Origin of the sequence: Oryzobacter terrae (assembly GCF_042756445.1) — a bacterium.
Taxonomy (GTDB): Bacteria; Actinomycetota; Actinomycetes; order Actinomycetales; family Dermatophilaceae; genus Oryzobacter; species Oryzobacter terrae.
Genome location: NZ_CP170578.1, coordinates 1,521,266 through 1,543,348 on the forward strand (window position 1 = coordinate 1,521,266; position 22,083 = coordinate 1,543,348).

Genomic DNA, 22,083 nt, shown 5'->3' on the forward strand with positions numbered 1-22,083 from the left:
GGGTCCGGGCGTGGACGGCGCCCCTCGTTACGCTGGTCCCGTGACCCCCGACGACCCCCGTCCCGACGCCGCCGCGCCGGCGCCGCACCCGCCCGGCAGCCCCGCCGGCAGTCCCGCCGGCAGCCCGGCCGGGCGCCTCGGGCGGTCGATCGGCGAGGCCGCGCCAACCGAGCCGGTCGACGTCCCGACCCGGACCCTCGTCGCCGTCGGGACCGGGCTCTGGCTCGTCGCCCTCGTCGTCACGCTCGTCGTGCCCATGCTCCACGAGGGCGAGCGCTCGTGGTGGCCGTGGGCCTGCGTCACCGGCATCGCCCTCGGGGGCTTCGCCTGGTGGTACGTCGGACGGGGCCGCGGCAGCGCCGCCGGCGCCTGACCTCCTCCTCCTCCGGGCCTCTGCCCCGGTTGGAGGTGATCTGCCGGCGGGCGGCCCCGGCGGATCACCTCCACCCCGGCGTCGCGAGGCCTCCGGCAGGTCCCCCACCCGACCCCGAGCGCGGCCCTGAGCCGACCCCGGAACCGGTTCCGCGACGGCTCGTGCGCCCTCACGGTGGAGGGACCGCCGTCCCCGACACCGGAGTCCCGTCATGCGCCGCCACCCCCTCGCCACCCTCGCGCTCGTCCTCGGCACCCTGGCCGGCCTGGCCGTCGTGCTCGTCGGTGGCGGCATCGCGTACGCCTGGTGGTCGGCAGGGATCGACACCCGGGGCCAGGTCGCCTTCACCCGACCCCTGGCCGTGCCACCCCTGGCCCCCTCACGGTCCGTCGACGGCGTGCGCACCTTCTCGCTGACGGCGCGCGAGGGCCGCGCCGACCTCGGCGGCGACGAGCCGTCGCGGACGTGGGGCTTCGACGGCGAGCACCTCGGACCCACCCTCAGGGCGACGCGCGGGGAGCAGGTCGCCGTCGAGGTCCGCAACACCCTCCCCGAGTCGACGAGCATCCACTGGCACGGCATGCACCTGCCGGCGGCGATGGACGGCGGCCCCCACCAGCTCGTCCGGCCCGGCGCGACGTGGCGCCCCACCTGGGAGGTCGACCAACCGGCTGCGACCCTCTGGTACCACCCGCATCCCCACGGCCGCACCGCCGAGCACGTCGCGCGCGGCCTCGCCGGGTTCTTCCTCCTCGACGACCCCGAGTCCTCGGCCCTCGACCTCCCGCACGACTACGGCCGCGACGACCTCCCGATCCTGCTGCAGGACACCAACATCCGAGGTGACGGATCCCTCGTGTCCTCGCACGGGCGGACCGTCATCGCCAACGGGACGCCCGGCGCGTTCGTCGACGTGACGACCGAGCGGATCCGGCTGCGGCTGCTCAACGCCTCGACGATGCGCGTCCTCGACGTCCAGCTCGACGACGGGGGCCTCCTCGACCTCGTGGCGACCGACGGCGGGCTGCTGCCCGCCCCCGCACCCGTCGACCACCTCCGCCTGTCCCCCGGCGAGCGCGCCGAGGTCGTCGTGACGATGGAGCCGGGCGAGCGCCGCGTCCTCCAGAGCGTCGCCCCCGACCTCGGAGGGAACGTCCTCAGCGACCGGTTCGACGGCGGGGGCGCCGCGTTCGACATCCTCCAGCTGCGCGCCGCCGGCACCCTCGCGCAGAGCCCCGAGGTCCCGGCGGTGCTGTCGAGCGGCACCCTCGCGACGGCCGGCGACGAGGACGCGGTCGACCGGACCCGCGACATCCGGGTCGACGGGCGCTCCATCAACGGCCGCTCGATGGACCTCGGGCGGATCGACTTCGCCCCCGTCGTCGACACGACCGAGCTGTGGGTCGTGCGCAACACCTCGGGGAACGGGCACAACCTCCACGTCCACGACGTCCAGTTCCGGGTGCTCTCGCTCGACGGGCGGCCCCCGACGGCCGAGTACGCGGGGCTGCAGGACACCGTCTTCCTCGACACCGGCGTCGAGTACCGCCTCCTCATGCGGTTCACCGACCACACCGACCCGGACGTGCCGTTCATGGTCCACTGCCACCTGCTGCGCCACGAGGACGAGGGGATGATGTCCCAGTTCGTCGTCGTGCGCCCCGGCGAGCAGCCCGGCACCCCACCGGCGGTGCTCGACGAGGACCACCACGGTTGAGGGAGTCAGGCGGGGTCGAGCTCGAAGTCGTCGAGGATCGGCGGCGAGACCTTCTCGGGCTCGGGGGCGTCCATGTCGACCTCGGAGTGCGCTCCACACCCGTGGTCGAGGCTGACGACCCGCGAGTCGGAGGGCGACCACTCGTTGGCGCAGACCCCGAAGACCGAGCGCAGCGCGCCGGACATCGGGATGAAGAAGCCGCACGTCGAGCACGGCGCCGGCGCCTTGACGGCGACCGCGGCCGTCGGGCCCGACTCGCCGTCGTACCACCGCTGGGCGGCGGCCTCGCGGCCCTCGGCCGAGAGCACGCGGGGCCGGCCGAGGCCGAGCTCCCAGAGGGCCACCGCGTCGACCTCCTCGTCGCCCGAGGCCTCGAAGCCCGGCTCGAGGAGCGGGTCGTCGGCGACGAACGGGGTGAGGTCGCCGGGGCCGACGTCACCGGGCGCGAGCCGCTCGGCGTAGGGCAGCCACTCGGCGGAGAGGAGCGACCCCTCACCGGGGACGAGGTTCGCCTCGCAGACGGTGACCGTCTTCGAGCGCGGCACCCGCGCGACGGAGATGGCCCAGCGCCACCCGCGGTACGCGAGCGCGGTGCAGCCGAAGTAGTGCGTCGCGAGGCGCTCCTCCACCATCTCCATGCCCAGGTGGTCACCCACGGTCCCGGGCTCGGCGATGGCGACGGCGGCCTCGCGGGCCACGTCGGTGGCCGAGCGCAGGGTCGGGTCGGTCTTGGCGGCGGTCGTCATGCCTCGAGATCGCCCGCCACGGCCCGCAGCACCTGGGCGACCTTGGCGCCGTGCGCCTTGTCAGGGTAGTGCCCGCGGCGCAGCGACTCGCTGACCGAGTCGAGGAGCTTGATGACGTCCTCGACGATGACGACCATCTCGTCGGCCGGCTTGCGGTCGCGCACGCGACGACCCTCGGCGACGGAGGGAGCGGGGTCGAGGACTCGGACCGACAGCGCCTGGGCGCCGCGGCGACCCTCGGCGATGCTGAACTCGATCTTCTGGCCGCCCTTGAGACCGGTCACGCCCTCGGGGAGGGCGCTCGCGGGCACGAAGACGTCACCCTCGCCGGCGTCGCCGGACACGAAACCGAAGCCCTTCTCAGCATCGAAGAACTTCACCTTGCCAGTCGGCACGGTCCACCTCTGTCACTCGCTCCCGGGGTGCACGCCCGGGCGGGCGCACCGTTCAAGGCTAACGGCTCGGAAGGGGCGCCCGCTCCCGGGTTCCCGCCACCGGGGCCGCCCGGCGCGTGCGGGTGCAGGTCCAGGCTGTCGGACCCGTCGAAAACCCGTCGCCGGTGTCGGAGGCGCGTGGCACGGTGGACCGCGTGCCCGAGACGACCGAGAACACCCCCGGCACCGCCGCCGCGACCCCCGACGAGCACCGGCTGACGCTGCGCGGGTTCTGGTCCGCGCTGCCCACCCCGGGGCGCTGGCTGCTGTCGACGACGGCCATCTCCACGCTCGGACGCGGCATGACCCTGCCCTTCACGATCATCTACGTCCACGAGGTCCGGGGCGTCTCGCTCGACGTCGCCGGGCTGCTCATGGGGCTCATCGCCGTCGTCGCCCTCGCGGTCACCGGTCCCGTCGGCGCGCTCACCGACCGCATCGGCGCGCGCGTGGTCGTCATCGGGGGCAACGTCGCGCAGGTCCTCGGGGCGGTCGTCCTCGCGTTCGCCACGACCGTGCCGGCGTTCGTCCTCGCCTTCGTCCTGCTCGGGATCAGCTTCGGGGTCGGGTGGCCGGCGTTCAACGCGATGATCTCGAGCATCGTCGACGGCCGGCTGCGCACCCAGTACTTCGGCATCAACTTCGCCCTCGTCAACCTCGGCATCGGGGTCGGGGGCGTCGTCAGCGGCTTCCTCACCGATGTCGGCCGGCCCGAGACGTTCACCGCGATCTTCCTCGCCGACGCGGCCTGCGTGCTCGTCCCCATCGCCCTCCTCCTCGGTCCCCTGCGCCACGTCGCCGGCCGGCCCGAGGCCGCGGCCGACGGCGCGCCCGGCGGTACCGGCTACCTCGCGATCCTGCGCAACCCGGCCGTCCTGTGGATCACGCTGCTCACCTTCCTGTCGAGCTTCGTCGGCTACGGACAGATGGAGGCCGGCTTCCCCGCGTTCGCGCGCCAGGTGAGCGAGGTGTCGACCCGCACCATCGGGTTCGCGTTCGCCGCCAACACCCTCGTCATCGTCGGGCTGCAGTTCCTCGTCCTGCGGCGCATCGACGGTCGGCGGCGGACCCGGGTCTTCCTCGGGCTCGTCGTCCTCTGGGCCGCGGCCTGGCTGCTGCTGGGGGCCACCGGGCTCGTGGCCGGAACCCTCGCGGCCGCGGTCGGCGTCGTCGTCTTCCACGTGCTCTTCGGCCTCGGCGAGACGATGCTCCAGCCCACGGTGCCGGCGATCGTCAACGACCTCGCCACCGACCGCGACCGGGGCCGCTTCAACGCCGTCTCGGCGGGGGCCTTCCAGGTCGGGGCCGTGACGGCACCCGTCGTGGCGGGGTGGATGCTCGACCGTCGGCTGGGGAGCGCCTTCATCGGCCTGCTCCTCGGTTGCCTCGTGCTCGTCGCCGTCCTGGCGCTGGCGCTGGAGCGCCGGATCTCCCCCGAGGTCAACGGCGTCGGCGGCTGACCGGTCAGCAGGGGTGCCCCGTGGCGGGCCGCCATCCGTCCGCGGACGAGGAGGGGGGTGCGGGGTCCCGGGCCCTGAATCCCAGGACCCCGCAGCCGACGACGGGTGCGGTGGCGGCGCCCGTCGCGGGCTAGGTGACGACGACGAGTCGTGTCACCGCCATGCCCTCCTTCTTCGCGACCACGCGCACCTCTGCGCCGGTCGCGAGACCGGTCGCCCCTCGCGTTGCGGCAACCGATCCATCGAGAACGTACGTCGCCTCGAACCCGTCCGAGGACCGGACGACGAGAGTTCGGCCGGACGTATAGGTCCGGACCTCACCCGTTTGGACGACCATGACGGTCGGCGTGCCGTCGACCGTCGCCGTGAACTCGCCGTGGAGCACGTCGCCACCGAGACCACCGAGTCCGAGACCGCCCATCCCGCGGCCCATCCCGCTGCCGCCACGGCCCTGGTCGGGGGCCGCCGGGGGGACGACCCGCCCCTGCGGGCCGTCCGGCATCATCCCGCGACCGCGCTGCTGCCCCGGTGCGCCGTCCCCGCGTCCGGGACGGTCGGAGAACGGGCCGCGATCATCGGAGAAGGCCATTCGGTCGTGGTGGTCGCCGCCCACGGCCCGCAGCACGAGCCCGCCGACGAGGGCGGCGCCGGCCAGCAGCACGACGACCGTGACCAGGCCCGCGACCGCGAGCGCCACGCGCCCCCCGGACGTCGACGTCGCTTCCCCCCACCAGCGCTGCGGCGCGCGAGGTGGACCTGCGGTGGAGGACGCGGTCGCGACCGGTGCGCCGGGAGCGGGCTGGGCCCACTCGGGGTACCCGGCGGGGCCGCCGGCACCGCCCGACGGCGTGGGCGACCCGGCGCTCCCGGTGGCCGCCGGTGTGGCGGCAGCGGGCTGCGGCAGCACCGCCGTGTCGTCGGCCGCGGGCGGAACCGGGTCGGGCTGGACGGCCTCGGCCGAGGGCTCGACCGGCTGCTCGGGGTCGGCGTCGGACGGCGGGGTGGGGCGCGGGCTCATGGGGCTCATGATCCGCCGCGCGGGCCGCGCCGTCACCCCCGCAGGACGGACTCATACGCAACTCCCATGTCCCTGTCAGGGACGGCGGGCGCGTGCGGTGGACCGGTCAGCCGCCGGTGAGCGCCCGCACGACGCCCGAGGGCGACGGCCGCCCGAGCTGCGTGGCCATCCAGGTGCTCGTCTCGACGAGGGCGTCGAGGTCGAGGCCGGTCCGCACGCCCGCTCCGTCGAGGGCCCAGACGAGGTCCTCGGTCGCGAGGTTGCCCGTGGCGCTCTTGGCGTAGGGGCAGCCGCCGAGGCCACCGGTGGACGCGTCGACGACGGTGACGCCGTCGCGCAGTGCCGCCATCGTGTTGGCCAGCGCCTGGCCGTACGTGTCGTGGAAGTGCACGCCGACCCGCTCGGGGCCGATGCCGGCGTCGTCGAGGGCCGCGAGGAGGCGGTGGACGTGGCCCGTCGTCCCGACCCCGATGGTGTCCCCGACCGAGAGCTGGTCGCAGCCGAGGTCCATGAGGCGGCGGCAGACGTCGACGACCTGCTCGACGGGGACCGGACCCTCCCACGGGTCGCCGAAGCACATCGAGACGTAGGCGCGCACCCACAGCCCGGCGTCGCGTGAGCGCGACACGACCGGGCGGAACATCGCGACCGACTCCTCGACGGTCCGGTTGAGGTTGCGCCGGGCGAAGGTCTCGGTGGCGCTGCCGAAGATCGCGACCGCGCCGACCCCGGCCTCCAGGGCCCGGTCGAGCCCGCGCTCGTTCGGCACGAGGACGGGGCGACGCGGTCCGGTGCCCTCGGTCCCGAGGAGGTCGAGCACCTCCTCGGCGTCGGCGAGCTGGGGCACCCAGCGCGGGTCGACGAACGAGGTCGTCTCCACGGTCTCCAGCCCGGCCGCGACGAGCCGGCGGACGAACTCCGCCTTGACGGAGGCAGGCACGACGGACGACTCGTTCTGCAGCCCGTCCCGCGGGCCCACCTCGTACACCGTGACCGACGACGGGAGCGTGGGGTCGGGCTCGACCTGCGGCAGCGGGAGTCTCACCCACCGATCCTGACACGGACCGTCACCCGGGTCACGAGGTGGTGCGGGCTCCTCGCGGCGGATCTCGCTGACCGTCGACACCGGGGGCGGCGCTCCCGCTACCCTCGTCGCGACGGGCCGCCCGGTGCCCGTCGGGGGCGGCACGACGACGGAGGACGGCGCGGATGACCGACACGAACGAGCCCGGGTCGCGTCACGAGGACCCCACGGCTCCACCGGTGCCCGAGACCCCGCCCGTGCCGCCGGCCCCCTGGGCCGTACCCACCGACCAGGCGCCCGACTACCACCAGCCGGTGTACCACGAGCCCAGCTACGGGGCGCCGGTGTACGGGCAGCCCCAGCCGCCGGCCCACGAGCAGCCGCAGCCGCCCGCCTACGGGCCGCCCACCGGCTACGGGCAGCCGCCCGCCTACGGCCAGCCCACCGCCTACGGGCAGCCCCCCGCCTACGGGCCGCCGGCGTACGGGCAGCCGCAGCCGCCCGCCTACGGCCAGCCGTACCCCGGCACGTACGGGCCGGCGCCCGCCTCGAACGGCAGCCTCATCGCCCTGACCATCACCTCCGCGGTGGCGGCGGTCATGTGCTGCAACGTCCTCGGCATCCCGGCGCTCATCATCGGGATCGTCGGGCTCACCAAGCAGTCGACCGACCCGGTCGGCGCGGCGAAGCTCGCCCGCTGGGGGTGGATCGCCTTCGGCATCTCCGTCGCCGTCGCGGTCATCGGGTTCGTCGTGTTCATGGCGGTCGGGATGAGCGGCGGCTTCGACGGCGGGTCCTCGGACTTCGACTCGTACTGACCCGGCTTCTCCCAGTCGACGTCCAGCCGACTCACAGGAAGTGGCCCGAGACTGGATGGGTGAGCACCCCGACGGTCCCCGAGGCGAAGCTGCTCGTCGTCGAGGACGAGCCCAACATCCGCGAGCTCCTCGCGACGTCCCTGCGCTACGCCGGGTTCGACGTCGCGACCGCCGCCAACGGTGCCGAGGCGCTCCGGGTCGCCGACGACCACGAGCCCGACCTCTGCGTCCTCGACGTCATGCTCCCCGACATGGACGGGTTCACCGTCACCCGTCGGCTGAGGGAGCAGGGCCGCCAGCTGCCGATCGTCTTCGTCACCGCCCGTGACTCGGTCGACGACAAGATCAAGGGCCTGACCGTGGGTGGCGACGACTACGTCACCAAGCCGTTCAGCCTCGAGGAGGTCGTGGCCCGCATCCGCGCGGTGCTGCGGCGGACCCGCGGCGACGTCGACGACGACCGCCCCGTCCTCGTCTTCGAGGACCTCGAGCTCGACGAGGACTCCCACGAGGTGCGCCGGGCGGGCCGCGTCATCGAGACCAGCCCGACCGAGTTCAAGCTGTTGCGCTACCTCATGCTCAACCCGAACCGCGTGCTGTCGAAGGCCCAGATCCTCGACCACGTCTGGGACTACGACTTCCGAGGCGAGTCCGGGATCGTCGAGTCCTACATCTCCTACCTCCGCCGCAAGATCGACGCCGACGGCCTGCCCGCTCTCATCCACACCAAGCGCGGCGTCGGCTACGTCCTCCGGCTGCCCCCGCAGGGCTGATGGCGCAGCTCCCCTCGAGGGCGCCGCTCGACGCCGTCGTGCGCCGCCTCGAGGCCGTGCCGCTGCGCCGACGCCTCGTCGCCATCGTCGCCTCCCTCGTGGGGGCCGCCCTCGTCCTCACCAGCCTGGCCACGGCCTACCTCATGCGCTCCGACCTCATGGACCGCGTCGACAACGAGCTGCGCTCGGTCGCCAGCCCGGTCGCGAGCCAGGCCTTCGACGACCTGCGCAACCGCCAGTCGGGGCTGCCGTCGAGCTACGCGTTCCAGCTCCAGAGCCCGGGCGCCGACATCTACAAGGGCCCGACCGGCGCCCGCTCCACGCCCCTCATCCCCGACCTCGCGATCGACGACCAGCGGGTCCGGTCCGGCCTGCCGTTCACCGTCCGGTCCAGGGAGGGCGGCACCCGCTGGCGGTTCGTCGCCGGGCGGGTGCTCGGCCAGGACGCGACCTTCGCGGTGGGCGTCCCGCTCGACACCGTGACGCACACGGTCACCCGCCTCCTCGTCCTCGCGGCGCTCATCGGGACGGTGGTCCTGCTCCTCTCGGTCGTCCTCGCGCGGTTCGCGGTGCGCCGGGCCTTCCGCCCGCTCAGCCGGATCGAGGACACGGCCGCGGCCATCGCCGGGGGCGACCTGACCCAGCGCGTTCCCGAGCGCCAGGCCGACGACGAGGTCACCTCGCTGACCCGGAGCCTCAACACGATGCTCTCGCGCGTCGAGTCCTCCTTCGCCGTCCGCGAGGCGAGCGAGGAGCGGATGCGCCAGTTCGTCGCCGACGCCTCGCACGAGCTGCGCACCCCGCTCGCGACGGTCCGCGGCTACGCCGAGCTGTACCGCCAGGGGGCCGTGCGCGACCCCGAGGCCGTGGCCGGCGCGATGGAGCGCATCGAGGCCGAGTCGGGCCGGATGAGCGGCCTCGTCGAGGACCTGCTCACGCTCGCGCGCATCGACGACGCCCCCGAGGTCGAGGCCGGCCCCGTCGACCTCACGGTGCTTGCCGCCGACGCCGTCGCCGACGCGCGGGTGCGCGCTCCCGAGCGCCGCATCCAGCTGCTCGGTCTCGAGGGTCCCGTCGGACCGACCGTCACCACGGGCGTCGAGGCCCAGCTGCGCCAGGTCGTGACGAACCTCGTCGCGAACGCGTTGCGGCACACCCCGCTCGGCACTCCCGTCGAGGTCGCCGTCGGCACCGATGGCGGCGAGATCGCCCTCGAGGTGCGCGACCACGGGTCGGGTGTCCCCCCGGAGGTCGCGACGAAGGTGTTCGAACGGTTCTACCGTGCCGACCCCTCACGCGGCCGGACCCAGGGTGGAGGGAGTGGCCTCGGGCTCGCGATCGTCGCCGCGATCGTCGGTCAGCACCAGGGGCGGGTCGGCGTCGCGGCGACCCCCGGAGGCGGGGCGACCTTCGTCGTCCGACTTCCACAGCAGGCTCCCAGCGTCTGACCAGCGCGCGCCCACCTCGGCGGACTTGACTGGCGCTCAGCCAGTTTCCCACCGAAGGAGCCCACGATGAGCGACCCGAACACCACCCCCCAGTGGTACTCCCCGCGTGGCGGGACCGCGACGGATCCCGCTCCGGAGGCGCCGCGGGCACCCGCCCCGGCGCCGCCGGTCGGACAGCCGGCGAGCGGCGCGCCCACCACCCCGATCCCCCAGCCCCCGCCGTCCGGTGGGGGTCACGAGGCGCCGGCGGCGCCCCACTCCCCCTTCCCCCCGTACGCCCCGACCGGTCACGGGCCGACGCCGCCCCAGGGCCCGTTCGGGCCGTCGGGTCCCAGCGGCGCGCAGGGATCTCCCGCCCCGCGCTCGGGTCGGCGCCGCACGGCCGAGCTCACGGCCGTCGCCGTGCTGGCCGCCCTGCTCTCCTCGGGCGGCACCGTCGCCGCGGTCCGGCTGTTCCCCGAGACGACGTCGACCCCCTCCTCGACGTCCTCGACGCAGCTGGGCCGCGGCACGGACACCGCACCGGTCGTCCAGGCCGACGCCTCCGCGCCGAACTGGACCGCCACCGCGGCGGCCGTGACCCCGAGCGTCGTCAGCATCACCGCGACGAGCGGCGACGGTGGCGGGCAGGGGTCCGGCGTCATCATCGACACCAAGGGCCACGTCCTGACGAACAACCACGTCGTCACCGGCGCCGACAAGCTCACGGTGACCCTCGCCGACGGCCGGACCTTCGACGCCGAGGTCCGCGGGACCGACCCGTCCACCGACCTCGCCGTCATCACGATCACCCGAGCGCCGAGCGACCTCACTCCGGTCGCGTTCGGTGACAGCGAGGGGCTCAAGGTCGGCGACCCCGTCATGGCCGTCGGGAACCCCCTCGGCCTCGCCGGCACCGTCACGACCGGCATCGTCAGCGCCCTGAACCGGCCGGTGACGACCGCGGGCGAGAACGACTCCCAGGACCCGTTCCAGCAGAGCCAGTCCGAACCGGTCGTGACGAACGCGATCCAGACGTCCGCGGCGATCAACCCCGGCAACAGCGGCGGCGCGCTCGTCAACGCCACCGGCCAGCTCGTCGGCATCAACTCCTCGATCGCCTCGCTCGGCAGCTCGTCGTCCGGGCAGTCGGGCAACATCGGCATCGGCTTCGCGATCCCCGTCAACGAGGCGCGCTCGATCGCCACCCAGCTCATCGACTCGGGCGCCGCGACGCACGCGTACCTCGGGGTCACCCCCAAGGACGGTTCGGCGAGCAACGGGTCGGGCTCGATGGCCGGCGCCGAGGTCACCTCGGTCGGCGACGGCACCCCGGCGGCGGCGGCCGGCCTGAAGGTCGGCGACGTCATCACGGCGGTCGACGGCGAGCGGGTCGAGTCGGCCCTCTCCCTCGTGGGCCACATCCGGGAGCGCAGCGCCGGCGCGACGGTGACGCTGACGGTGCTGCGGGACGGACGGAGCACCGAGGTCGAGGCCACCCTCGCCGCCAAGCCGTCGACCGACACGAGCGGTGACGGCAACGGGAACGGCAACGGCTGACCTCTCCCCGCCCCGGGGCGGAGGCGCCGGGCCCACACGATGAGTGTGCGTGCTCAGGCGCCTTCGCCGTCCCCGGCGCGATGGTGGGCGGTATGAGCCACCGCACCACCGTCCACCAGCTCGAGTCCGACTTCGCCGACGCGATGGCGCGCCTCTACTCCGTCGGCAACGGGCTGGCTCGCCTGCGGGCCGAGCTCGACGTCGAGGCCGCCCGAGCCGCCGCTGCGCCCGTGCCCGCGGCACCGGCCCGACCCGTCCCACCGGTCCCGGCACCCGCGACGGCCTCGTCGACCCCGTTCGCACCTGCCCCGCCCGCCGTGCCCGCCGGCGGCTGGGTTCCCCCGGCCGCCCCGCCCGCCGGCGGCTGGGCGCCCCCGGCGGCGCCCCCCGCACCACCAGGTGTCCCCTGGTACCGCCGCGAGGGCCGCGTCACCGCCGCGCTCGCCATCGCCGGCGCCGTCATCACGATGGCCGGGGTCGCCATGCTGCTCGTCCTCGCGATCCAGCAGGGCTGGTTCGGCCCCGGGGCCCGGGTCGCCGCGGGCGCCGTCCTCGCGGCCGTCCTCGTCGCGCTCGGGGTCCGGGGTGGCGAGGCGGACCTCCGGACCACCCGCGACGGCGCCCGGGTCGGCAGCGCGCCGGTGGCCCTCGTCGCCACGGGGGTCGCCGCCGCGTACCTCGACGTCGTGGCCGTCACGAGCGGCTACGGCTGGGTCGCGCCGGGCGTCGGGCTCGTCGTCGCCGGGGTGCTGGCCCTGGCCGGGCTCCAGCTCGCCCGCCGCTGGGACAGCGAGCTGCTCGCCGTCCTCACGGTGGCCGGGGCGGCGGTGCTCGCGCCGGTCGTCGCGGGTGACTTCGGCTGGGTCGTCTCCGCCTTCCTCGCGGTCCTCTGCCTCGCCGCCTGGTGGGCCGGCGGCATCGCGACGCGCCCCACGCTCACCCTCGTCCGCACGCTCCCCGTCACCGGCTCGCTCCTCGCCGGCGGCGTCCTCTCGGGGGTCGACTCGGCGGACGCCGTCGGCCACCTCGCCGTCGCCGCCGTCGTCGTCCTCGCGACGCTGCTCACCTCGGCGGTCTCGGTCCGCCGCGACCGGGAGGACGTCACGTCCTCGGTCGCTCTCGGCCTCGTCGTCACCGGGCTGCTGGCCTGCGCCGCCCCGTTCACCGAGCCGACCCGCACCCTCACCCTCGCCGCGACGGCTGCGGTCCTCCTGCTGGCGGCCACCGCGTTCTCGCGCCCTCCCCTCGGTCCGGTGGGCTCCCACCTCGTCGTCACGAGCGGTGCCGCCGGGACGCTCGCCGCCGTGCTCGCCGTCCTCGCCGGCGCCCCGTCCCGCTACGTCACGACCGGTCTGCTCCTCCTCGGCCTCGGCCAGCTGGCCGTCGCCGGGGTCAGCCGCTCGCGGACCACGCTGGCCCTCGCCTCGGGGGCGACGGCCGTCGGCCTCACGGCATGGCTGCAGCACCCCTTCGCGGTCGTCACGACCTCGACGGCCCTCGACCACGACCTCGTCGCCGCGCTGGTCGACAGCGTCGTCGCCGGAGGTGTCGTGGCCGTGGGTGTGTGGGCGGTCGCCTCCCAGCGGGGCCTGTCCGCGACGTCGCGGACGCTCACCTGGGTCGCCGCCTGGCTCACCGGGCTCGGCGCCTCGGCCACGGGCCTGGTCGCGGCCGGCACCCTCGCCGGCGCCGAGGCGGGGCACCCCGTCACCGGCTTCACGGTCGGTCACGCCGTCGCCACGGTCACCTGGATGCTCGCCGCCGCCTGGCTGCTGCTGCGGGGTCTCGACCGAGCCGCGGACTCCGACCTCGTCCTGCGCAGCGGGCTGCTCCTCAGCGGCGTCAGCGTCGCGAAGCTCTTCGTCTACGACCTCGCCGCGCTCAGCGGGATCGTGCGGTCGGTCGCGTTCATCGTCACCGGACTGGTCCTGCTCGCCACCGGGACCCGCTACGCCCGCGCCTGGGAACGGCGCCGCCTCACGGCGTGACGAGCCGCCCGCCCTCTGCCAGAGTGTCCGGATGGACGCGCTGAGGGGGCGGTGGCGGACCGACTGCGGACAGGTGACGCGGGCGTCCCCAGCCGAGGTCGACGAGGTCGGGGCCCGGCTGCTGCGGCGGTGGCGGGAGCCGCACCGGCGCTACCACGACGCCACCCACCTCGCCGAGGTGCTCGCCGCCGTCGACACCCTGTGCTCCGCCGACGACGTCGCGGCCGCGGACCACACGGTGGCCGTCCTGGCCGCATGGTTCCACGACGCCGTGTACTCCGCGGAGGACCACGAGACCAACGAGGTGGCCAGTGCCGACGTCGCGCGCGAGGAGCTCGGGCGGCTCGGCGTCCGTGACGAGATCCGTTCTCGCGTGGCCCTTCTCGTCCTCGACACCGTCGCGCATGACCTGTCGGGCGAGGACGCGACGGACCCGGCGCGTGTCGTCCTCCACGACGCCGACCTCTGGATCCTCGCGTCCCCCGTCGCCCGGTTCGACGAGTACTGCCGCCAGGTCCGGGACGAGTACGCGCACGTCCCCGCGGCCGCCTACGCCGCCGGGCGGTCCGACGTGCTGCGGCCCTTCCTCGTCAGGCCCCGGGTGTACCTCTCGGCCCACGCCCGTTCGGCCTGGGAGGACACCGCGCGCGAGAACCTCGCGCGCGAGCTCACCCGGCTCGCGGGCTGAGCGTCGCCGCGACGAGCGGCCACCAGAACTGGTCGGAGCAGAGCCCGACGAGCTCGCCCCACGAGACCCAGCGCCGGTCGGAGGTGTCGGCGTGCTCGGTCGACAGCGGGGGGCGACGCCCGGGCAGGTCGACGACGAAGACCTGGAGGAGGTCCCGACCCTCGCGCCACAGGCCGCCGGACGACCGGTGGTGGAACCGCTCGTAGCCGACCGGGACGAGGTCGGCGGCGTCGACGACCAGTCCCGACTCCTCGCGGACCTCGCGAACGGCGTTCTCGCGCACCGACTCCCCCTCCTCCCGCCAGCCTCCGGGGGCGCCCCACTCGTCGCGCCGGATCGAGTGCACGACGACGTGGTCGCCTGCGGAGTCGCGGACGAAGGCCATGGCGGCGAACACCCGCGACCCGTCGGCCTCGCGGTCGGAGCGGATGAGGTCGATGTCGGCCGTGGTGCCGTCGACGAACTCGACGCCGAGGACGCGGGCGACGCCCTTGTCGCCCTTCCTCTTCTGCATCCGCAGGCCGCTGGCCTGGAGGGCCCGGACGAGGTCTCGCGGCGGGGTGGGGTGAGCCCCGGCCGCGACGACCGAGCGGTACCGCTCCTCGGGGACGTCGTAGTGGTCGCCCTCGAACCCGCGCTCGGGGATGCCGACCGTCCGCGCGAACGCATGGAGCTCGGCCAGGCTCGTGTCGCTGACGAGGTGTGACCAGCGCCGCCCGTGCGCCTCGGGGCCGGGCGGGTCGATGAGGATGGCCACGCCCTCGATCGTAGGTGGCCCCGGCGTCCGCACCCGGCGATAGCGTCGGGGTGTGGTCCTCCAGCTCGGTCGGCGCGACGCCCGACGCCTCGCGGTGCGGGCCCAGCTCCTCGCGAGCCCACGACCCACCGACGTCCTCGACGTCGTGCGCCGGCTCAGCGTCGTCCAGGTCGACATGACCGCCCACGTCGCCCCGAGCGCCGACCTCGTCCTGTGGTCGCGCATCGGGGCGTCGTACGACCCCGACGAGCTCGACCGCCTCTTCGAGGACCGCCGGGTCCTCGAGCTCGACGGCCTGTTCCGGCCGAGTGAGGACCTCGCGCTGTTCCGCGCGCAGATGCGGGCCTGGCCGGGCCCACCGCCGCTCACCGAGTGGATGGAGGACGTCTCCGACTGGCTCGACGCCAACCGCGAGTGCCACGACGACGTCATCGCCCTCCTCCGGTCGGAGGGCCCGCTGTCGACGCGCGACCTCCCCGACACCTGCGTGGTGCCCTGGCGCTCGAGCGGGTGGAACGACGACCGGAACACCCGGATGCTCGTCGGCCTCCTCGAGGCGAGGGGCGAGGTCGCGGTGGCGGCGCGCGAGGGACGCGAGAGGCTCTGGGACCTCGCCGACCGCGTCCACCCCGAGACCCCGACGGTGCCCTTCCCGGAGGCCGTCGCCGAGCGGAACCGTCGCCGCCTGCGGGCGCTCGGCATCGCCCGGGCACGCACGACCCAGCACCCGCTCGAGCCCAACGACGTCGGCGACGCCGGGGAGGCCGCCGCCGTCGAGGGGGTGCGCGGCGCGTGGCGGGTCGACCCCGAGCTGCTCGACCAGACGTTCCGCGGGCGCACGGCACTGCTGTCGCCCCTCGACCGGCTCGTCGCCGACCGCAAGCGGATGGCCGAGCTCTTCGAGTTCGACTACCAGCTCGAGATGTACAAGCCGAAGGCGGCCCGGAAGTGGGGGTACTGGGCGCTGCCGGTCCTCCACGGCGATGCCCTGGTGGGCAAGGTCGACGCCACCGCCGACCGCGACCGCGGCGAGCTGCGCGTCGACGCCGTGCACTGGGACGAGCAGTCGCCGGCCGCGGCGGCGGTCGAGGGTGTCGAGCGCGAGCTGCGCTCCCTCGCGAGGTGGCTCGGTCTCGAGCTCGTCCGCCCCGGCTGACGGGTTCTCGGACACCACCCGGCCCGAGCCTGTGGACAACCCGCCGGCGGCGTCGGACGTCCGGCCTAGGGTCGTCGACGAGGGGGTCGCCGACCGTGGCGGTCCGTGAGGAGGGGGTTCTCCATGGCAGCACAGTTCCAGGTCGACACCGACCGCATCGCCGCGGCCGCGGGCGACGTCGCACGGATCTCGGGCGAGATCGAGGGTCAGGTCGCGGTGATGATGGCGCGGCTCACCGGTCTCCAGGACGCGTGGACCGGGTCGGCCTCGGCCCAGTTCCAGGGCGTCGTCGGGCAGTGGCGGGGCACCCAGCAGCAGGTGCGTGCCTCCCTCGACGCCATCGGACAGGTCCTCGGCGCCGCGGGCACCCGGTACGCCGAGGCCGAGGCGCAGGCGGTGCGCCTCTTCACGTGAGGCGGGGCGTGCCCTACTCGGTGGCGATGGCGCGCAGCACGTCGAGCCGGGCCGCCCGGCGCCCAGGCCAGAGGGCGGCCAGGACACCGACCACGCCGGCGGCGCCGACGAAGAGCGCGAGCTGTCCGCCGGGGATCGCGAGGACGTCGATGCCGTCGTCGATGAGGGAGCGCTGCATCGCGATCGCGAAGGCGAGCCCGAGGACGATGCCGAGGACCGCTCCGAGGAGGGCGATGGCCACCGACTCCAGCCGCAGCATCGTCCGCAGCTGCCGACGGCTCAGGCCGACGGCGCGCAGCAGCCCGATCTCGCGGACCCGTTCGATGACCGAGAGGGCGAGGGTGTTGACGATGCCGAGGATGGCGATGACGACCGCGAGCCCGAGGAGGGCGTAGACGATGTAGAGCAGCTGGTCGATGGGCTCGCGCTGCGAGGCCGCGAACTCCGCCTGGTCGCTGACCCCGACCGTCGGCAGGTCCGCGACGGCCTCGGTGAGGGCCCGCTTGAGCGCGGCCCGGTCGGCGCCCGGCTGCGCGGTGACGTAGAGCGTGCGGTCGGTGGGCGGGACCCCGATGGCCTCGAAGCCCTCGAGCGACATCGTGACGTCGGCGGTGAGCGCCGCGTCCTCGACGTAGGTCGCGACGACGGTGCGCTCCGCCTCCTCCCCGGCGTACTCGAGGGTGAGCGTCGACCCCACCGCGAGGCCGGAGTCGGCGGCGAGCTCGGTCGAGATGGCCACCGCGCGCGCGTCGAGGTCGGCGAGCGTGCCGGTGACGACGTCGGGTCGCACGACGGTGGCGATGACGGCCGGGTCGACGCCCGCCGCGAAGTCGCGGTCGCCGTCGACCTGGATGAGGGCACCGCGGATCCGCGCGACCTGGTCGACGCCGGGGACGGCCTCGATGTCGCGCGCGACGGCGCTCGAGAACGGCTGTCCGACAGGGTTGGAGACGATGTAGTCGGCGATGATGTCCTCGGCGAGGCTCTTGTCGAGGCTGGCCTTCGTCGACGCCCCGAGGACCGACATCATCGTCACGAGGGAGACGCCGATCATCAGCGCCGAGGCCGTCGCCGCGGTGCGCCGCGGGTTGCGCCGCGCGTTCTGCTCGGCCATGAGGCCGACCGCCCCGAACGCCCGGCGGTACACCCAGCCGAGCCCCGCGAGGACCGGGCGTCCGAGCACGGGGCTGAGCAGCGCGGTCCCGACGAGGACCCCGAACGCGCCACCCCCGAGGACGTACGTGGGCTCCGAGCCGACCTCGTAGAGACCGGCCACCATGGCGCCGATCCCCGCGAGGAGCAGCACCGCACCCACGGTCAGCCGCCACCTCAGGCCGCTCTCGGCGAGGGCGACGTCGTCGCGCATCGCCGCGACCGGCGGCACGCTGCCCGCACGCCGTGCCGGGAGGTAGGCCGCCGCGAGGGTCACGACGACCCCGACGACGAGGCTGACGATGATCGTCCGGGGGTCCAGGACGAGCGGGTTGTCGCTGAGGTCGAGCCCGATCCGGCCGAAGAGGGCCTTGATCGCGATGGCGAGCAGGACCCCGAGCCCGATCCCGATGGCCGACCCGACGAACCCGACGAGCCCGGCCTCGAGGAGGACCGAGCGGGCGACCTGCCGGCGGCTCGCGCCGATGGCCCGCAGGAGGGCGAGCTCGCGGCTGCGCTGGGCCACGAGGATCGAGAAGGTGTTGACGATGAGGAAGGCCCCCACCGTCAGCGCGATCCCCGCGAAGACGAGGAGGAAGGTCGTGACGAACGAGAGCGCCTCGTCGATCCGGCTCGCCGCACGGGCGGCCGTCGCGTCGCCGGTCGCGGCCTGCATGTCCGTCGGCAGCGTCGCGGCGACGGCCGTGCGCAGCTGCTCCTGGGTCGTCCCCGGTGCCGCCGTCACCCAGATCTGCGAGAAGGCGTCCTCGCCCTGGAGGAAGAGCTCCTGCGCCTGCGCGGTGTCGAACATGACGACGCTGGCGCCGACGAGGGTCGAGCCGCCGAACTTCGCGGTGCCGACGAGCCGGACGTCGACCCGGGGCGTCTCGGTGGAGGTGACGAGGGGGACGTCGTCACCCACGAGGTAGCCCGACTTCGTCGCCGTGGCGTCGTCGAGGACGATCTCGCCGGCCTTCGCGGGCCAGCGCCCCCGCTCGAGGACGGCCGAGGCGACCCCGTTGGCCGCCGGGCCCTGCGAGTAGTTGACGGCGATGCCGGGGGGCCCGCCACCGCCGATGATCTTGCCGTCCTTGCCGACGACGAAGGTCCCGAAGCTCGTGATCCGGCCGTCCGCCCGGGCGGCGCCGGGGACGCTCCCCAGCTCGTCGACCATCGAGGCGGGGATCGTCCGCACGCCCGAGGTCCCGGCGCCGAAGCCGCCGCCACTGTCGGCGGACGTGCCCGGCCGGACGATGACGTCGCCGACGGCGCCGCTCGTCAGGCCGGTGAAGGCACGGTCGAGGGTGTCGGTGAAGACGTAGGACCCGGCGACGAACGCGACCCCGAGGATGACGGCGAACGCGCTGAGGAAGAGGCGCAGCTTGCGGGCGAACAGGCTCCGCCACGTGGCGCGCAGCACGTCAGGCCCCGACGGGGTGGTCGAGCGCGGCCATCCGCTCGAGGACGCGCTCGGGCGTGGGCTCGCGGATCTCGTCGACGACGTGGCCGTCGGCGAGGAAGACGACGCGGTCGGTCCAGCTGGCGGCGCCGGGGTCGTGGGTCACCATGACGACGGTCTGGCCGTGGGTGTCGACGACCCGGCGGAGGAAGCCGAGCACCTCGGCACCCGAGGTCGAGTCGAGGTTGCCGGTGGGCTCGTCGGCGAAGACGATGTCGGGTCGCCCGACGAGGGCCCGGGCGCAGGCCACCCGCTGCTGCTGCCCGCCCGACAGCTCACCGGGGCGGTGTCCCAGCCGGTCGCGCAGCCCGACGGTGTCGACGACCTCGTCGAACCAGGCCTGGTCGGGGGTCCGCCCGGCGATCGCCGCCGGCAGGACGATGTTCTCCTCGGCGGTGAGGGTCGGCACGAGGTTGAAGGCCTGGAAGACGAAGCCGATCCGGTCGCGGCGCAGCTCGGTGAGGTGCTTCTCCTTGAGGGTCGTGAGGTCGACGTCGCCCACCCACACGTGGCCGGCGGAGGCGCTGTCGAGGCCCGCGGCGCAGTGCATGAGGGTCGACTTCCCCGAGCCGGACTTGCCCATGATCGCGGTGAACTCGCCCGCGTACAGGTCGAGGCTGACGTCGTCGAGCGCGACGACCCGCGTCTCCCCCGAGCCGTACACCTTGGTCAGGCCCTCGACGCGCGCGGCGGAGGCCTGCCGGCCGGTCGTCGGGGAGGCGGCGTTCGCGAGGGTCATCGTCTGGTCCTTCGGGGAGGGGCTCACGCCCGCGGCGGTCGGGCCGTCGCGGCCCACGCGAGGCCGGTGCGCACACCGGTCCTGCCCCGCCAACGCTAGGCGACCCCCGCGGTGTTCCGCGCTCGAGGGTCACCCTGAGCCGACCCCGAGTCGACCCCGGTCGGCGTCCCCCCGTGCGAGGGCAGGGCTTCGATGCGGGTCGCGTAGACCGTCCGCAGGCGCGGGTGGTCCGGGCCGCCGTCGACGACACCGGTGACCCACGCGAGCTCGAGGGCGTCGGTGGCCACGTGGCACAGCGCGATGTTGTTGTCGAACCACGGTCCGTCGGTGACGCTCCACCGGAAGGGCGGGTCCGGCACGCGGCGCGATCGCGCGGCGATGAACCGCATCGGGCGCACGAGGGAGCGGGCGAAGAGGGACATGACGACGCGCACGCCCCGCGGCATCGGGTTGCGGATCGGCGAGCAGACGGCCTGGACGACCCGCGCGGAGGCGCCGAGCGCCTGCGGGTCGGCGACCTCCGCGAGGTAGGAGTTGTGGACGTCGCCCGACAGGAAGGTCACCGTCTCAGGGGCCGCGCCCCGCTCGCCGCGGGCCACCTCCATGACCATCGCGAAGACCTCGTCGAAGCCGTTGTTGAAGGCGGCCCAGTGCTCGAGGTCGATGTGGCGGCGCATCTTCTCGGCCCCGTGGGCGACCCGTCGGCCGTAGGCACCCTGCGCCATCGCCTCGTTCATCGCCTCGAAGTCGTGCAGGCCCGGAGGCAGGAGGAAGGGCAGCGAGGTCCCGATGAGGACGTGGCGCGACCCCCCGCGCAGCACGCCGTCGAGCCAGTCGAGCTCGCCGGCATCGAGCATCGAGCGCGAGTCGGGGCGCAGGTCGCGGGCCGCCCTGCTGTCGATGACGACGAGGGTCGAGTCGCCGAGGGCCCGGGTGTAGCTCCAGCGGTAGCTCTCCGGCTCGGCGTCGGCGCGGGTGGCGAGCTCGTCGAGGACGTCGGTGAGGTCGAGCTCGCCCGCGGCGCTGCTCGCCGCGTGGTCGGCGACGAGCCGCCACACCTCCTCCTCCGCGAGCTCGGCCGGGGAGAGGTTGCCGATGTGCTGGTGGACCCAGTAGGCGGCCAGGCCCGAGACGATCCGCTCCTGCCACCACGTCGTGGCCCTGATGTCGCGACGCCACGACCACGAGGTGTTCCAGTCGTCGCGGATGTCGTGGTCGTCGAACATCATCGCGCTCGGGACGGTCGAGAGGACCCAGCGGATGACGTCGTCGCTCCACGCGAGCCGGTAGAGCTCGGCGTACTCGACGTAGTCCTTGATCTCGGGCCCCGGCGGCTCGTCGAGGCTGCGTCGGGAGCGCATGAACTCCTCGAGCTCGGCGTGCGGCGTGGTGTCGGCGTAGACCTGGTCGCCGAGGAGGAGCAGGAGGTCGGGCCAGGCCGTCGCGGGGTCGTCGCGCAGCGCGACGGCCAGGCTGCGCAGCGCGTCGATGCCGTGGGCCCGGTTGCCGGCCTCGTCGTGCGACCCGTTGGTGCGGCAGGTCCCGAAGGCGAACCGGGTGGTGCGCCGCGGGTCGAGGGTGCGGATCCGGCTCTCGGGAGCCCCTTGGAGCGGCCAGACCGCGACGTCGTCGACGGCCACCGTGTAGGCGTCCTGCGAGCCGGGGACGAGGCCGTCGAGGACGACGAGGGCGTAGTGCGAGCCGTGGACCGAGAACGTCGGGGCGCTCCACGCCCGTCCGGCGCGCTCGACCGTCACCGTCGCCGCGGCGGCCGTGCGGACCCACACCGTCGCCGACGTCTCGTCGACGTGGCGCAGCAGGGGTCCGAGGACGAGGGCGTCGTCGGGGTGGGGTCCGGGGCTCACCGCTCCATCGTGCCCTGCGGGGCTGGGCGTCGGCTGTGGGTGGTCACCCGGGTTCCCCCCTGACCCGGCTACCGTGACCGCCATGCCCGACCTTCGCCCCGAGGACGACGAGCGCGAGGCGCTCCCCCCGGGCCCGGAGACCGACGAGCCCACCGCCGACCCCGGGCCGCCACGCCTCGAGGTCGCGGCCGTCGCGGTCCTGCTGACGTCCGTCGTCCTCGCCGTCGTCCCGGCGACCGCGCAGGTCGCTCCGATCCCGTGGGTCGCCGGCATGGTCATGGTGCTGCTCTCGCGTCGCTGGGGGCCCGGTGACAAGGGCGTGGCCCTCCTCGCGTTCGGGATCCTCGGCGTCCCGTTCGTGCTCCTGGGCCGGGACGAGCTCGCCGCCCCGGCCAGCGTCGTGACGGGCGTCGTCCTCGTGCTCGTCTGGACCGCGGCGTCGGCCTGGCTCCTGCGCCGCTCGCGCTCGCACCGCGAGGAGGGGCGCGGCCTCCGGATGCGCTGACGGGCGGCTC

The 22,083-nt window shown here is 74.6% G+C and carries 20 protein-coding genes; 12 read left to right on the top strand and 8 right to left on the bottom strand.

Annotated elements, in window-relative coordinates:
• Positions 1-40: 40 nt before the first annotated feature.
• Both ACFWN3_RS07055 and ACFWN3_RS07060 read left to right on the top strand, forming a co-directional pair.
• Positions 41-373: a DUF2530 domain-containing protein gene (locus ACFWN3_RS07055; protein WP_377644730.1), complete on the top strand. Its 333-nt coding sequence runs from the start codon at positions 41-43 to the stop codon at positions 371-373.
• Positions 374-584: 211 nt separating this feature from the next.
• A complete protein-coding gene (locus ACFWN3_RS07060) occupies positions 585-2,090 on the top strand; it encodes a multicopper oxidase family protein (protein ID WP_377644732.1) in 1,506 nt (501 codons plus the stop codon).
• Between the two features lie 5 nt (positions 2,091-2,095).
• Here ACFWN3_RS07060 and ACFWN3_RS07065 read toward each other — a convergent pair whose 3' ends face one another.
• Together ACFWN3_RS07065 and ACFWN3_RS07070 are read right to left on the bottom strand one after the other, a co-directional pair.
• A complete protein-coding gene (locus ACFWN3_RS07065; RefSeq protein WP_377644733.1) occupies positions 2,096-2,836 on the bottom strand; it encodes a DUF3027 domain-containing protein in 741 nt (246 codons plus the stop codon).
• Positions 2,833-3,231 (bottom strand): cold-shock protein, encoded by a 399-nt coding sequence (locus ACFWN3_RS07070; protein ID WP_377644735.1) that lies wholly within the window; start codon positions 3,229-3,231, stop codon positions 2,833-2,835. The genes ACFWN3_RS07065 and ACFWN3_RS07070 overlap by 4 nt, the downstream gene beginning before the upstream one ends.
• A gap of 194 nt (positions 3,232-3,425) precedes the next feature.
• On the opposite strand from ACFWN3_RS07070, the gene ACFWN3_RS07075 reads away from it, so the two are divergent.
• Positions 3,426-4,730: an MFS transporter gene (locus ACFWN3_RS07075; RefSeq protein WP_377644737.1), complete on the top strand. Its 1,305-nt coding sequence runs from the start codon at positions 3,426-3,428 to the stop codon at positions 4,728-4,730.
• Between the two features lie 130 nt (positions 4,731-4,860).
• Here the strand turns inward: ACFWN3_RS07075 and ACFWN3_RS07080 are convergent, their stop codons facing one another.
• Complete coding sequence (locus tag ACFWN3_RS07080) at positions 4,861-5,748, bottom strand: hypothetical protein (RefSeq protein ID WP_377644739.1); 888 nt, start codon at positions 5,746-5,748, stop codon at positions 4,861-4,863.
• Positions 5,749-5,854: 106 nt separating this feature from the next.
• Positions 5,855-6,793: a hydroxymethylglutaryl-CoA lyase gene (locus tag ACFWN3_RS07085; protein ID WP_377644741.1), complete on the bottom strand. Its 939-nt coding sequence runs from the start codon at positions 6,791-6,793 to the stop codon at positions 5,855-5,857.
• 164 nt (positions 6,794-6,957) lie between these two features.
• Between ACFWN3_RS07085 and ACFWN3_RS07090 the strand changes: the two genes are divergently transcribed.
• From ACFWN3_RS07090 to ACFWN3_RS07115, 6 genes are all read left to right on the top strand, one after another.
• Complete coding sequence (locus tag ACFWN3_RS07090; protein ID WP_377644743.1) at positions 6,958-7,590, top strand: hypothetical protein; 633 nt, start codon at positions 6,958-6,960, stop codon at positions 7,588-7,590.
• Positions 7,591-7,649: 59 nt separating this feature from the next.
• The gene (locus ACFWN3_RS07095) at positions 7,650-8,363 is read left to right on the top strand and encodes a response regulator transcription factor (RefSeq protein WP_377644745.1); all 714 of its coding nucleotides are present in this window, start codon (positions 7,650-7,652) and stop codon (positions 8,361-8,363) included.
• Positions 8,363-9,811, top strand: a complete 1,449-nt coding sequence (locus ACFWN3_RS07100; protein ID WP_377644747.1) for a sensor histidine kinase — start codon at positions 8,363-8,365, stop codon at positions 9,809-9,811. The genes ACFWN3_RS07095 and ACFWN3_RS07100 overlap by 1 nt, the downstream gene beginning before the upstream one ends.
• A 402-nt stretch (positions 9,812-10,213) precedes the next feature.
• The gene (locus tag ACFWN3_RS07105) at positions 10,214-11,350 is read left to right on the top strand and encodes a S1C family serine protease (protein ID WP_377644749.1); all 1,137 of its coding nucleotides are present in this window, start codon (positions 10,214-10,216) and stop codon (positions 11,348-11,350) included.
• A 92-nt stretch (positions 11,351-11,442) separates the two neighbouring features.
• Positions 11,443-13,338 (top strand): DUF2339 domain-containing protein, encoded by a 1,896-nt coding sequence (locus ACFWN3_RS07110; RefSeq protein WP_377644751.1) that lies wholly within the window; start codon positions 11,443-11,445, stop codon positions 13,336-13,338.
• A 31-nt stretch (positions 13,339-13,369) separates the two neighbouring features.
• Positions 13,370-14,026, top strand: a complete 657-nt coding sequence (locus ACFWN3_RS07115; RefSeq protein ID WP_377644753.1) for a hypothetical protein — start codon at positions 13,370-13,372, stop codon at positions 14,024-14,026.
• Here the strand turns inward: ACFWN3_RS07115 and ACFWN3_RS07120 are convergent.
• Positions 14,007-14,783 (bottom strand): DUF4031 domain-containing protein, encoded by a 777-nt coding sequence (locus ACFWN3_RS07120; RefSeq protein ID WP_377644755.1) that lies wholly within the window; start codon positions 14,781-14,783, stop codon positions 14,007-14,009. The genes ACFWN3_RS07115 and ACFWN3_RS07120 overlap by 20 nt on opposite strands.
• A 52-nt stretch (positions 14,784-14,835) precedes the next feature.
• On the opposite strand from ACFWN3_RS07120, the gene ACFWN3_RS07125 reads away from it, so the two are divergent.
• Together ACFWN3_RS07125 and ACFWN3_RS07130 are read left to right on the top strand one after the other, a co-directional pair.
• Complete coding sequence (locus tag ACFWN3_RS07125; protein WP_377644757.1) at positions 14,836-15,939, top strand: DNA glycosylase AlkZ-like family protein; 1,104 nt, start codon at positions 14,836-14,838, stop codon at positions 15,937-15,939.
• 123 nt (positions 15,940-16,062) lie between these two features.
• A complete protein-coding gene (locus ACFWN3_RS07130) occupies positions 16,063-16,353 on the top strand; it encodes a WXG100 family type VII secretion target (protein WP_377644759.1) in 291 nt (96 codons plus the stop codon).
• A 13-nt stretch (positions 16,354-16,366) separates the two neighbouring features.
• Here ACFWN3_RS07130 and ACFWN3_RS07135 read toward each other — a convergent pair whose 3' ends face one another.
• The 3 genes from ACFWN3_RS07135 to ACFWN3_RS07145 form a co-directional block, all read right to left on the bottom strand.
• The gene (locus tag ACFWN3_RS07135) at positions 16,367-18,925 is read right to left on the bottom strand and encodes an ABC transporter permease (protein WP_377644761.1); all 2,559 of its coding nucleotides are present in this window, start codon (positions 18,923-18,925) and stop codon (positions 16,367-16,369) included.
• 1 nt (position 18,926) lies between these two features.
• Positions 18,927-19,703, bottom strand: a complete 777-nt coding sequence (locus ACFWN3_RS07140; RefSeq protein ID WP_377644762.1) for an ABC transporter ATP-binding protein — start codon at positions 19,701-19,703, stop codon at positions 18,927-18,929.
• Between the two features lie 95 nt (positions 19,704-19,798).
• Positions 19,799-21,568, bottom strand: a complete 1,770-nt coding sequence (locus ACFWN3_RS07145) for an alkaline phosphatase D family protein (RefSeq protein ID WP_377644764.1) — start codon at positions 21,566-21,568, stop codon at positions 19,799-19,801.
• A gap of 82 nt (positions 21,569-21,650) precedes the next feature.
• On the opposite strand from ACFWN3_RS07145, the gene ACFWN3_RS07150 reads away from it, so the two are divergent.
• Positions 21,651-22,073, top strand: coding sequence for a hypothetical protein (locus ACFWN3_RS07150; RefSeq protein ID WP_377644766.1), 423 nt, complete (start codon positions 21,651-21,653; stop codon positions 22,071-22,073).
• Positions 22,074-22,083 lie beyond the last annotated feature (10 nt).

What these genes read in the sequence shown, in the direction of transcription:
- ACFWN3_RS07060 (WP_377644732.1), top strand. Translation starts at nt 585, where the DNA reads ATGCGCCGCCACCCCCTCGCCACCCTCGCGCTCGTCCTCGGCACCCTG.
- ACFWN3_RS07065 (WP_377644733.1), bottom strand. Translation starts at nt 2,836, where the DNA reads ATGACGACCGCCGCCAAGACCGACCCGACCCTGCGCTCGGCCACCGAC.
- ACFWN3_RS07080 (WP_377644739.1), bottom strand. Translation starts at nt 5,748, where the DNA reads ATGAGCCCGCGCCCCACCCCGCCGTCCGACGCCGACCCCGAGCAGCCG.
- ACFWN3_RS07090 (WP_377644743.1), top strand. Translation starts at nt 6,958, where the DNA reads ATGACCGACACGAACGAGCCCGGGTCGCGTCACGAGGACCCCACGGCT.
- ACFWN3_RS07100 (WP_377644747.1), top strand. Translation starts at nt 8,363, where the DNA reads ATGGCGCAGCTCCCCTCGAGGGCGCCGCTCGACGCCGTCGTGCGCCGC.
- ACFWN3_RS07110 (WP_377644751.1), top strand. Translation starts at nt 11,443, where the DNA reads ATGAGCCACCGCACCACCGTCCACCAGCTCGAGTCCGACTTCGCCGAC.
- ACFWN3_RS07115 (WP_377644753.1), top strand. Translation starts at nt 13,370, where the DNA reads ATGGACGCGCTGAGGGGGCGGTGGCGGACCGACTGCGGACAGGTGACG.
- ACFWN3_RS07130 (WP_377644759.1), top strand. Translation starts at nt 16,063, where the DNA reads ATGGCAGCACAGTTCCAGGTCGACACCGACCGCATCGCCGCGGCCGCG.
- ACFWN3_RS07140 (WP_377644762.1), bottom strand. Translation starts at nt 19,703, where the DNA reads ATGACCCTCGCGAACGCCGCCTCCCCGACGACCGGCCGGCAGGCCTCC.
- ACFWN3_RS07150 (WP_377644766.1), top strand. Translation starts at nt 21,651, where the DNA reads ATGCCCGACCTTCGCCCCGAGGACGACGAGCGCGAGGCGCTCCCCCCG.